General features: G+C 47.1%; 10 protein-coding genes. 9 read left to right on the top strand and 1 reads right to left on the bottom strand.

The features are described from left to right. The first annotated feature begins 328 nt into the window (after positions 1 to 328). Positions 329 to 1,825 carry a class F sortase gene (locus tag ATC1_RS05045; protein WP_062278950.1) on the top strand — a complete coding sequence of 499 codons (1,497 nt, stop codon included), beginning with the start codon at positions 329 to 331 and terminating at the stop codon, positions 1,823 to 1,825. A 361-nt stretch (positions 1,826 to 2,186) separates the two neighbouring features. Here the strand turns inward: ATC1_RS05045 and ATC1_RS14805 are convergent, their stop codons facing one another. After that, positions 2,187 to 2,324 carry a hypothetical protein gene (locus tag ATC1_RS14805; protein WP_154664737.1) on the bottom strand — a complete coding sequence of 46 codons (138 nt, stop codon included), beginning with the start codon at positions 2,322 to 2,324 and terminating at the stop codon, positions 2,187 to 2,189. Positions 2,325 to 2,572: 248 nt separating this feature from the next. Here ATC1_RS14805 and ATC1_RS05040 point away from each other — a divergent pair, with 248 nt between their 5' ends. The 8 genes from ATC1_RS05040 (at position 2,573) to ATC1_RS05005 (ending at position 9,743) form a co-directional block, all read left to right on the top strand. After that, complete coding sequence (locus ATC1_RS05040; protein WP_152024230.1) at positions 2,573 to 4,534, top strand: phage major capsid protein; 1,962 nt, start codon at positions 2,573 to 2,575, stop codon at positions 4,532 to 4,534. Between the two features lie 92 nt (positions 4,535 to 4,626). Further along, entirely contained in the window at positions 4,627 to 4,818 is a 192-nt protein-coding gene (locus tag ATC1_RS05035; protein ID WP_062278947.1) for a hypothetical protein, read from the top strand. Then, positions 4,815 to 5,075, top strand: a complete 261-nt coding sequence (locus ATC1_RS05030; protein WP_062278945.1) for a hypothetical protein — start codon at positions 4,815 to 4,817, stop codon at positions 5,073 to 5,075. The genes ATC1_RS05035 and ATC1_RS05030 overlap by 4 nt, the downstream gene beginning before the upstream one ends. Positions 5,076 to 5,207: 132 nt before the next feature. Continuing rightward, positions 5,208 to 5,537, top strand: coding sequence for a hypothetical protein (locus ATC1_RS05025; protein ID WP_062278943.1), 330 nt, complete (start codon positions 5,208 to 5,210; stop codon positions 5,535 to 5,537). Positions 5,538 to 5,552: 15 nt separating this feature from the next. Beyond that, entirely contained in the window at positions 5,553 to 6,764 is a 1,212-nt protein-coding gene (locus tag ATC1_RS05020) for a collagen-like triple helix repeat-containing protein (RefSeq protein ID WP_062278941.1), read from the top strand. An 8-nt stretch (positions 6,765 to 6,772) separates the two neighbouring features. After that, the gene (locus tag ATC1_RS05015) at positions 6,773 to 7,429 is read left to right on the top strand and encodes a hypothetical protein (protein WP_062278939.1); all 657 of its coding nucleotides are present in this window, start codon (positions 6,773 to 6,775) and stop codon (positions 7,427 to 7,429) included. Beyond that, positions 7,392 to 8,087 carry a hypothetical protein gene (locus tag ATC1_RS05010; RefSeq protein WP_062278937.1) on the top strand — a complete coding sequence of 232 codons (696 nt, stop codon included), beginning with the start codon at positions 7,392 to 7,394 and terminating at the stop codon, positions 8,085 to 8,087. Before ATC1_RS05015 ends, ATC1_RS05010 begins: the two co-directional genes overlap by 38 nt. A gap of 333 nt (positions 8,088 to 8,420) precedes the next feature. Further along, positions 8,421 to 9,743, top strand: a complete 1,323-nt coding sequence (locus ATC1_RS05005) for a hypothetical protein (protein WP_062278936.1) — start codon at positions 8,421 to 8,423, stop codon at positions 9,741 to 9,743. The last annotated feature ends 1,034 nt before the right edge of the window (positions 9,744 to 10,777 follow it).

Below are 10,777 nucleotides of genomic sequence, written 5' to 3'. Positions count from 1 at the left end.
AAAGGTATAATTATTTGGGTGAGTCATTTCTAGTCTCCTTTTATGGTTTGGTTACTATAAGGATACTTCTGACTCACCTCTTTTGTTAAGGTTCTTTATTTTACAGAAAATATGTTACACCAACTAATTCATAAAGCTGGTTATTACCTTTTTTTATAAAATTACATTTTTAGAATAATTTATTAAAAGTTCATTTTGGCATATCCCTTGCAACGAATGAGGAACAGAAGTATTTTTATAATGCTTCGAATGAAAAAAAGGAACTTTCGGCATGCTTCTTTTTGCCGCTGGAAAAATCCTTTCGTAACAAGAATGGAGGATCATTTACATGAAAAAAACAATTATCTATTTATTATTGATCTGTAGCTTATTCGCCATCACAACCACGGTATTCGCAGATCCAGTTTGTACTGCCGCGGATTACTGCAGCTCATCAATCAGTGTGAAAGAACAAACCAGCCCGGTGTATTTTACTGGAGACTTTACCTGGCTGATTTCTGCTGACACGTTGTTCCCGGTCGAGGTGAAATACACCGACGGCGTTGAAGAAATAACCGATCCATCCCCCAAGATTTCTTATGCCTGTTCCATTGACGGAACCGCATTTGTCGGCTGCAACAGTGAAGTGTTCAGTCAGGTTGGAACCTATAAACTCCGCGTCACAGCAGTTCAAAATGATCAGCTATTCTACAATGAAAGCTACGCCGATGTTTTGCTGACGATTATCGATTCTGAAGGAATCGAAGTGCAAGAACCTCAATCTGAAGGTTTTCAGGTGATTTATCATGATACCCTTTCCGACAGCGGTTCCGTACCCGTTGATCAGAAGCTATACCAGGCAGGTGAGGAATGCATAATTCTTGGAAACCTGGGTTTGAATGCAGAAAATCAACCGGACCCACTGGTTCGTTCAGGATTCCTGTTCGATTCCTGGAATACAAGTGCTGATCTGGATGGAGACTCCTATACTTTCGGGCAACTGATTCCTGTTCAAGCAAATCTGGATCTCTATCCGCAATGGATATCCGTGGATATTCCGCTTGAAAGTAAAACGCTGGAGTTATCGCCTGAGTTCTTTGCTCCGATAGAACAACTGAGTATGGATGCCTCTTTGACAACGGCGACAGAAGACCAGCCGCTGGTTGCCAAGCAATGGCCCGGGGAACCGCCGTTTGGAGGTTTTGCCACACCGCCAGATTTTGCATCGCCCTCAGACATTGAATGGTATCGTGTGCCCAATTGCCGCGAAGGCGACCAGTGCTATCCTCCAAGACAAGAACGGCCGCGTGATCCGGATCAGCCAGATCGGTTTCCGAATCCGAAACTGCCATGCACCGGATTCTCAACCAAAAATATGACACTCCTGCGTGAGCAGCCTGCTTCCATGGCTTATGACACACTGGGTATCTCCATTGACGTGCCTGTATTGGACGTAACCGCCAATCTGGTTATTGTTCCGGAAGATGAAGACAGTTGGGCTGTAGACTGGCTGGGTGACCAGGCCGGACTGCTGCAAGGCAGCGCACTGCCGGGTGAAGGAACCAGTTTCATCGCCGCACACAATCACTTGAACAATCTCGAAGCCGGACCGTTCCTCTTCCTGATGGATCTGGAAGAAAATGACCGCATTTTTGTGCGCAACGCTTCCGGAGATCTGATTGAGTATGGTGTTTATGCCAATGAGCTCTTTGAACCGGACGATTTCGCAGCTGTGCAGAAAAAGGCAACCGAAGTTGAAAATGGTCTTGTGTTGATTACCTGTGAAAACGAATCTGCCGATGGCGGCTATCTCAATCGCCGTGTCGTCTTTGCCAGACCGCTGTAATCTGATTAATGGAATTGAAAAGGATCCGGTCAATTCCGGATCCTTTTTTTTATATCAATTCTCAAAAGAAAGTGAATCCTCTTGAATTTTAATCAAATTCACTGTATTGTAAAAATAACTCCAGCACATGGAGATTGGCTTCCCCACAGTGGGGCGCTTGAAACGGAGTAAATTCTGTAATGAATTTTTTCGTTTAGGAAAGGGCTCTCGAGTTTATTCGGGGGCTCTTTCTGTTTAATAAATGCAGGGTAGGGGCAAAGAGGTGGATAATGATCTTTGTAATGGCGAAGCATCCGACATGATCAATCCATGGTGAAGATCGAGACGATTGTCGGATGCTTCGCCATTACGATACAAGATCCTAACGATAAATCGTTTTATGGACGGATTCAAAATCTCCCCCCACGGCACCGATCAATAATATCACCTGGTTGTTTGACATTGCAATCGTTGCATCCGTAGGGGCGAAGCATACGACAATCGTCTCGATCTTAACCATGGTTTGCTCATGTCGTATGCTTCGCCACTACGAGATTCTATTTCAGGTTTGCTCATGTCGGATGCTTCGCCACTACGATATCCTATTCCAGGTTTGCCTGACGTGGATGCCTTCGCCCTTACTTGCCCCTACCAATTTTTGGTATTGCCTTTCTTCCATTGTTTTTTTATGATTTGAAATAGAATAAATTTTCTACAATCATGAAACACAGAAAGGGACGAAAGGCTATGAATTTATCGCAGCAACCTATGGATTCACAAAAACGATGCGGTCAATCGGACAGCACGCCAAACACGACGCGCGGCACACTGACGCTGCAAGGCACACCGGTCAAAAGCGGTGAATCCTTTGAAATTTTGGCCATCACAGCAGGAGAAGGAAACGGCTGGGTTTTTTCAAGGGAGACGCTGATGGCTGCCACGCCATTATTCAATCAGGTTCATTGTTTCATTGATCATGAGGACATCAACAATCCCGCCGGACACAGCATCCGCGACCTTGCCGGGATACTGAACGAACCGGTCTGGGATGAGGCGTCACAAGGCGTCCGCTGTCATCTGAAGCCGCTCGGACCCGCTGCAGACCTGCTGATTGAGTTGGGGAAACAAACGCTGTCCGTTGAGAAAGTCAATCCGAATGTCGGTTTTTCCGCCGATTTATCGTTTACGCATGAGGGAAACAAAGTCCTGCAGATTCTACATATTTATTCCGTCGATCTCGTAGCGGATCCGGCACGCGGCGGCGCCTTCACCAGAGTGCTGAACAACGTAATAAAAAAAAGCCAAACCGACAACTTATCCAATCAGATATCGGATAACGAACCGGCAGTTCGAACGCTGATGGACACATCCAATCAGGTGTCCGAACTATCCCAGGATGCGGCGAAAACACGTTCATTGCGCATTGAAATGTGCAAACATCTGCTGGATTCAGCGCTGGGCAGTGCCAAATTGCCGCAGCCGGTTTCGGAACGCGTCCGCAAACAATTCACGAATCGAATTTTTGAACCGAATGAACTGACTGAAGCCATCGACGATGCACACAATTTGATCTCGTCTCTGATGGCTGGCGAATCCGTCAGCGGAATCAGCAGCAGGCTCGATGCGATGTACAACAGCAGCGATCAGATCAACGCCGCAGTACATGATCTGCTGGGAGCGAAACGTCCTGAAAAACTGCGCGGGTTGGATACACAGCAGCTGAGCGGTATCCGCGAGCTGTATACGCTGATGACGGGAGATTATGACTTTCATGGCGGGTATGATTTGTCTCGGGCTCATTTTTCTGCCAGCGCCGATCTGCCGGGAATTCTCAAAAATGCGCTCAACAAACTGGTCGCTCAGCGTTGGGAAGAATTAGGCGCCAGCGGATATCGCTGGTGGGAACCGATTGTGACCATTGAGCATTTCAATTCGCTGCAGACCATCACCGGCATTCTGGTCGGCGAAATCTCGCTGCTGCCTTCCGTTACCGAAGGGGAAGCGTACACCGAATTGGGCGTCAGCGATTCCGCAGAAACCGGAGCATGGACAAAATACGGCGGATATCTGGGTCTGACAATTGAAATGTTCGAACGGGATGACACGCTGCGGTTGCGGCAATACCCTAACAAACTGGCAACCGCAGGGCTGCGCCGGCTTTCCAGTCTGATCGGGGCAGTGTTCACAGCCAACAGCGGAGTCGGTCCGGCCATGGCGGATACCTATAAAGTATTTGACGCAACGCATCACAAAAATCTTGGGACGTCCGCGCTCTCCGGCACGGCCTGGGAGACCGCCAGCCAGGCGATCTACGATCAGGAACTGCTGGTGGAAGATGAAGGGACAGCGCCTAAAATGGCAGTTGATGCCCGTTATCTGATTGTGCCGCGCGCATTGCGGCTGACAGCGCAGCGCATTCTATATCCGACTTTCGCCTGGGAAGCGGATTACACCTCCGAAAATATGCAGCGCGGACACTTTGGGGATGTGATTACCTGCCCCGAATTTTCGGATCCATCCGACTGGGCAGCCGTTGCGGATCCGGCGCTGGTTCCGGCGATCTATGTCGGAGAACGCTTCGGATTAATGCCGGAAATTTACATTGCCGATAACCAGCTGAGCGGCGCACTGTTTACACATGATGAGGTGCGCATCAAAGCCCGGCATTTCTTAAGTGTTTTTGTTGCGGATTATCGGCCTTTATACAAATCCAACGTTGCAGACACCTGATCCGGCAGCGATCTGCCGGTAAGATCCATTGCTTCATTATCAATTTCAACAACCAGGGCGGATTTCTCCGCCCTGACAGGAGGAGTGAAATCATGGGAAAACAGTTATTAAAATCCAGAAAATTCTGGGCGGCAATTGTCGGCGTACTATTTTCAATTCTATCCATCGTCGCACCTGATTTTCCGATCAGTGAAGAGGCGGCATCCAACAGCATCAGCGTCATCATGGCGTATATCCTTGGCGTCGCGCTGGAAGACGGATTGTCAAAAAAGGAATCAGCATGAGCAGAAGAAAAATCTCTGAATCCAAAGGTTACGCTGCAGAGGTTATCCATTATCCGGATACACAGGAAACGGCAGAAGAAAACCCGGCAGAACACAAACCGGTCAGCTTTTCCAGCAATACGATCGATCATGTGCTTTCCGAGGCTTGCTCCATCGCATCGCTTCATCCGCAGGATCTGCTGGATTGGGCAATAAAAAAGAATGAAGTAACACTGATTAATCGCCACGGCGCAAAAATCCGCATTCAGATTCAGTGATTCGAAAACTGGAATGATGATTGGTTGTTATTATGGTTTTACGCTTTGTGCAAAACCATAATAACAACACATTTCCGTGATCGATTCGAAAAGTCAATTCAAATTTAAATTGCTGAGATAGGGAGGTATCGTTTGATCAAACATGATTTCAGTGTGCAAAACGGAGAGACGTTTCAACGGACACTGTATTTTAAAGATGCGGCAGGATCCGTGATTAACTTGAGCGGACGGACGGCAGAATGTCATATTCGGACAACAGCATGGACAGAAGAGCTGACGGCGGAGATATCCTGCACGATACAGGGAGATGCAGGAATTATCAATCTGTTTCTGGACGCCGCAGAAAGCGCTGCCATTCCGGCTGGCCGCTATGTGTACGATTTACGAACCATCGATGCCAACGGGGCGGTGAAATACTATATCGGCGGTAATTTCGATGTGTTTCCTTCGGTTACCCGTTAAATGGAGAACCGTAAAATGGAAAATACAATTTTCATCCTTGAAGAATCAGCAGCAGGTGAAATTCATTTGACCGAAGAAAAGATCATCGTATCCGGAGAATCAGTGGAACCGGTCGTATCCATCACGACAGGTCTGCAAGGGGAAAATGGAAAGGGGTTGGAATTCAACTGGGACGGAACCAGACTGGGTGTCCGGCAAGAAGGAAAGGCTGAATTTGCCTATACCGATCTGAAAGGCGATCCGGGCGAACCAGGCATCCGGGGAGAAACCGGTCCCCAGGGTGTGCCTGGGTCGATTCAGGCTGGGGATGGATCAGCCATCACTGCAGCCTTCAGCGAAGCATCTGCCAGAGAGACGCTGATTTCCGGAGAAAGCCTGTCTGTCCTGTTTGGAAAATTGAAGAAGTTCTATTCGCTGACACCAGAAACACTCACGGCGAACCGCACTTACTATGTCAACAGTTCTACCGGAAATGATCTGAATGACGGACTTTCTTCCACATCGCCATTCAAGACAGTAACCAACGCGCTTCGCGTTGTTTATGGCTTGGATACACGGGCATTCAACGTAACCATCGATTGTTGTTCCCAAGTGTACTCGATCACGACAAAGCTGACAGTAGGCGGCTTATCCGGGTCCGGGGTTTTGATCATCCGCAATGGAACGATCTGCAATTCCGGAGGAGGAAGTGTTCTGACAGCGTCCGGTTATCGCTGCAACCTGAAAATACATGACATGACGCTGATCTCATCCTATGATAATGCGCATCAAACCGAAGGAGGAATCCTGACAGCCGATTATGGAGCTCAGGTCGAAATTCAAAATGCCACGCTGGATTTTCAAAGCGACAGCAGTATTTATTCTTTCGGATCTTATATCTATGCGAAGCGCAATTCGAAAATCTATCTGAATAATGGAACCATCACATTCAACAATACAATCGGCAAGAAGGTCAGCTTTCTATTACGGGCTGCATACATGGCTTCACTGATCATGGAATACAACACGGTCACGATCATTCTGAATGCTGCATTTGATCCTGAAACGTATTTTGCCGGCGGATATGCATTCGGATTTCTGGATATACAAAGCCATACACGAATCGAAAACACCGCATATACAAGAAAATTGTTTCAACTGGCTTACCTCAGTTTTTTAAGATACCAGGCTTTTCTGCCTTCCGGCGGCAGCGGCACATCCATTGCTGGTAACAGCTTGGTTCTTTAGGACGATCAATGAAAACATTTGAAGATTACAAATCGATGATCTCAATTTTGACCGGTGATGAAAATCAGAAACGTTACAGCGAGGATATGATCCGCACAGGATTGCAGTTCGCATTAAAAGATTATGACCGTTTTTTACCAAAAAAAATGGAGCAGACTGTCCCGATCATGCCGATCAACCGCTTTCAATTTTTCGTACCGCTGATCATCGAACCGGAACGACTAATTTTCGGTATCCGTACGGGCAATGCCGAGTGTTCCAGCGGACAGCGGTTCAGATCAGTCAATTCCTATCGCTGCCAGCGTACAAACAGCGGTTGTCTCATCACCATCATGGATTCGGATTTCGACATTGTCAGCGGTGGAAAAGCGCTGTTGGAGCTTTCTGAAGCGCATACCATTGCGCATCTTAATAACGCTTCGATTACTTCTGTACCGGATGGGCACATGGAAATCATATGTCGCGGAGGATCCGGGTATGCCATGCAAATACGGGCAGCATCCATCACAGAAGTTTTTGGAAGAGGGGCTGAAGACTACGAAACACTGATCCGACAGAGTGCCGTTCTGATCCAGCGTTTTTTGCAAGATCTGGAGGCACTGTCCATCACCATGAGCGAGTACAACCATGCACTGCCGACCGTCGGCTTTTCAGCAGATCGCTGAATCCGTCAGCAATTCGAAATCCGGATATGCATTTCGAATAATTCCATTCTTATTTGGAATCGCTGTGAATCGGATCGAATGGTTGAATTGCGTACAGCCGTTTTACACCTTAACGATCAACGGTTCGAAATATGAGGAGGAAGCTATGACAGAAGCTATTTGGATACCCGGAGTCAATTGCGATGTAATCCTGAAGCACAGAAATCATGCGGATTTACCGCTGATTCTGCACAAGATTCCATCGGACCTCGACGGTCCAAGAGTTCGGATACATTATGAAGTATATTGGCCGGACAGCAATTCTGTAAATCTGGAACCCATCGAGGTCCGTCATTTGTGGTTTACCATCCTGATCGCAGATCGGATGTTATGTCCGGACGGCTCGTGGTACATGCTTTCCTCGAACGAGATTCAAAAAAGATTGAACGCCATCCTGTTGGAGAAAACCAATATCCGTCTTACAACACGGACCGGAACGATTCAAGGATTATGCTGCGAAGAACATGCGGTGATTCATACCATTTATCAACAGGCAGAGAAACTTGAAATTCATCTGACTACCAGGGTGATGGTCGATATTCCGCTTGAAAGCACAGAATCATTATGGCTGGAAACCGAAGAACTGCGATCCACCTGGGGCGCAGCCATCTGGGGATAAGAAAGCTATGATTTCAAAACGGATTTTCCAATATATGGAAAAGTCCAGTAAATCGAAATGCTCAGGGTGATGCACATGGCAAATTGTCATTGCGAGGAAGGCGTCAGCCTGACGAAGCAATCTCTTTTCGTGTGGCAATCGCTACACAACTGGAACAGATAGATTCCAAAACACGAATTCAAGATGCTCAGGGTGATGTACATGGCAAATTGTCATTGCGAGGAAGGCGTCAGCCTGACGAAGCAATCTCTTTTTGTGTGGCAATCGCTACACAACTGGAACAGATGGATTCCAGAACACGAAACATATTTTTTCGAAAAAATGAGGTACTCCATGACATATCCACTATCAAAGGATGTTACAGCAGGCGAAACAACGTTAGCCAGTCAATATAACCATTTACGGGCAGACGCGATCCGGTTCGGAGGAGAAGAAGGTCTCACTGCCACGATTCAGGAGTTGTTATACCAGCATTGTTCCTCCATTCAACTTTCCGGCAATGAGACAACACTGACACTGACCGCATCCGCAGCAAATCCTTGCGCCATGATGATTGACGGACAGCCTGCGGTGATGAAAACAAGCCTGACGCACGAGATCAATGCCGCTGAATTTCCTGCGTCAGCAGTTTTATGGATTTTCGCAGTCAAGTCAGCCAATTCAGCTGGATTCACCCTGTCGGTCTCTGCTTCCTCATCGGAAGATACCGGTAAAAAGCTGATTGGCCGCTTTTATTGGAACGGGAAAAAGATTGTCAGTCACACAGTGACAGACTTTGCATCCAACAAAATATTGTCTTCCCTGCAAAAACCGGAAATTTGTCAGGGCAGACTGACGCTGGCATCCGGTGAACCTTTCCCGTCAGCGGACATCCCGTCTCAGGACACCCTGTATTTCACACCCTGTCTGGGAAACAAGATTTCACTTTTCAGCGAGGAAAATGGCTGGCTGATGTGTCCCTTTACGCAATTAAGTCTGCCATTGTCCGGTTTACAGCCGGAATATTGTTATGATATTTTCGTCGGATTCAACACCTATGGCAGCATCGGTTTGTCAGCGGTTGAATGGACGGGTTTAACGACGCGCTCCGAAGCGCTCAGTTATCAGGATGGCATTCCAGTGCTTGCATCCGCTAAGAAATGGCGTTACGTCGGAACAATCGGAATTTCCTCGGAAGGATACAGTCGGGATACATTGAGCGACCGCAATATCTGGAATTTATATCATCCTTTCAAACGACCGCTGCGAAAACTATGCGCTATACCCAGCGCTCCCAATCCGGTACAAAATGCCTGGGTGCCGTATGCAGCCGATAACGGACTTTTCGTTTCGGCGGTGATCGGCTTGGATTTTGCGGATCTGACATTGACGGGGATGGGATTTTCCAACCTGATAAATTCCAATTGTTCCATGCTCGGCATCGGCATCGACACCGACACAGCCAATTTCAGCAGCAATACGAATGCTGCAGAGTTGTCCGCTTTTGAATTCACTGCCGGAAGTCTGAAAACAGTCCTGCAAAACCGGCTTTCCGGGCGCATGGTAGGCAAACATCGCTATCATCTCATTACGTATACGCTGAATGATACCCACACCTTCCAGGGTACGTATTATCCGCAAGCCGCAGTCGGATTGTCAGGGTATGTCCTGGGCTGACACAAAAGTGTTGGACAGGGAGATTGGAATTATTGGCTTCATCCCAAGATTTTCCTCGGCTATTCAAAAAATACAGCAGCCCGACAAAGCAATCTTTTCTCGTGTGGCACACTTTGCACATTGTTTAGGAGATTGCCACGCCCTTGCAGGGCTCGCAATGACAGATTTCTTCCATTACATCGGAATTGTTATCGAATAATTTCATAAAAATCACCATTAATTATAGAACTGTCATTGCGAGGAGGGCGTCAGCCCGACAAAGCAATCTTTTCTCGTGTGGCACACTTTGCACTTTGTTTAGGAGATTGCCACGCCCTTGCAGGGCTCGCAATGACAGATTTCTTCCATTACATCGGAATTGTTATCGAATAATTTCATAAAAATCACCATTAATTATAGAACTGTCATTGCGAGGAGGGCGTCAGCCCGACAAAGCAATCTTTTCTCGTGTGGCACACTTTGCACTTTGTTTAGGAGATTGCCACGCCCTTGCAGGGCTCGCAATGACAGATTTCTTCCATTACATCGGAATTGTTATCGAATAATTTCATAAAAATCACCATTAATTATAGAACTGTCATTGCGAGGAGGGCGTCAGCCCGACAAAGCAATCTTTTCTCGTGTGGCACACTTTGCACTTTGTTTAGGAGATTGCCACGCCCTTGCAGGGCTCGCAATGACAGATTTCTTCCATTACATCGGAATTGTTATCGAATAATTTCATAAAAATCACCATTAATTATAGAACTGTCATTGCGAGGAGGGCGTCAGCCCGACAAAGCAATCTTTTCTCGTGTGGCACACTTTGCACATTGTTTAGGAGATTGCCACGCCCTTGCAGGGCTCGCAATGACAGATTTCATCCATTACATCGGAATTGTTATCGAATAATTTCATAAAAATCACCATTAATTATAGAACTGTCATTGCGAGGAGGGCGTCAGCCCGACAAAGCTATCTTTTCTCGTGTGGCACACTTTGCACATTGTTTAGGAGATTGCCACGCCCTTGCAGGGCTCGCAATGACAAGAGGG

Origin of the sequence: Flexilinea flocculi (assembly GCF_001192795.1) — a bacterium.
Lineage (GTDB): Bacteria > Chloroflexota > Anaerolineae > Anaerolineales > Anaerolineaceae > Flexilinea > Flexilinea flocculi.
This window is presented reverse-complemented; position numbering and strand designations above follow the sequence as displayed.

Excerpts from the sequence above, each read along its gene's own strand:
- ATC1_RS05045 (WP_062278950.1), top strand. The coding sequence starts at position 329 with ATGAAAAAAACAATTATCTATTTATTATTGATCTGTAGCTTATTCGCC.
- ATC1_RS14805 (WP_154664737.1), bottom strand. The coding sequence starts at position 2,324 with ATGGTTAAGATCGAGACGATTGTCGTATGCTTCGCCCCTACGGATGCA.
- ATC1_RS05040 (WP_152024230.1), top strand. The coding sequence starts at position 2,573 with ATGGATTCACAAAAACGATGCGGTCAATCGGACAGCACGCCAAACACG.
- ATC1_RS05035 (WP_062278947.1), top strand. The coding sequence starts at position 4,627 with ATGGGAAAACAGTTATTAAAATCCAGAAAATTCTGGGCGGCAATTGTC.
- ATC1_RS05030 (WP_062278945.1), top strand. The coding sequence starts at position 4,815 with ATGAGCAGAAGAAAAATCTCTGAATCCAAAGGTTACGCTGCAGAGGTT.
- ATC1_RS05020 (WP_062278941.1), top strand. The coding sequence starts at position 5,553 with ATGGAAAATACAATTTTCATCCTTGAAGAATCAGCAGCAGGTGAAATT.
- ATC1_RS05015 (WP_062278939.1), top strand. The coding sequence starts at position 6,773 with ATGAAAACATTTGAAGATTACAAATCGATGATCTCAATTTTGACCGGT.
- ATC1_RS05010 (WP_062278937.1), top strand. The coding sequence starts at position 7,392 with ATGCACTGCCGACCGTCGGCTTTTCAGCAGATCGCTGAATCCGTCAGC.
- ATC1_RS05005 (WP_062278936.1), top strand. The coding sequence starts at position 8,421 with ATGACATATCCACTATCAAAGGATGTTACAGCAGGCGAAACAACGTTA.